Annotated in this window: 1 protein-coding gene and 1 pseudogene; both read left to right on the forward strand. The window is 58.1% G+C overall.

The window, feature by feature from the left end; all coding sequences use genetic code 11:
• Window positions 1-281 (forward strand): hypothetical protein (locus QMN38_RS26805; protein ID WP_172942601.1); only part of this gene is annotated, 281 nt, incomplete at its 5' end.
• 9 nt (window positions 282-290) lie between these two features.
• Window positions 291-359: pseudogene (locus QMN38_RS27255) on the forward strand (EAL domain-containing protein); the annotation flags it as partial.
• Window positions 360-365 lie beyond the last annotated feature (6 nt).

Consider the following 365-nt stretch of genomic DNA (forward strand, 5'->3'; position numbering starts at 1 on the left):
GGTGGGACGGGCCCGTGGCTTCAAGATCACTTGCAGTCCGACCGCGATGTCTTGGTTGCGCGAGAGGTTGTCGATATCCTCCACTTCCATCATCAACCCTGGATAATGCCGCCGCCGTCATCGCCGCCGACGCCCGTGCCGGGCTTTTCGGGCCTGTCAGGCTTGCTCGGCCTTCAGCCTGCCTGGGCGAGATCTCCGGCGGACGGATTAACGGCGGAGCTTCGCCGCCTTTCGTGCGTGTGAAGGCCGAAGATAGTTCTCTCAAAAACATCCGTTTATGAGAGATACCAAATGTCATTTTCAGAAGACGACTGCACCAGTTGATTGGGCGTAATGGCTGTTGTGCAGCCAGCTCCTGACAGTTC

Source organism: Citrobacter sp. R-1.5.2, from assembly GCF_035064245.1.
Taxonomy (GTDB): Bacteria; Pseudomonadota; Gammaproteobacteria; order Enterobacterales; family Enterobacteriaceae; genus Citrobacter.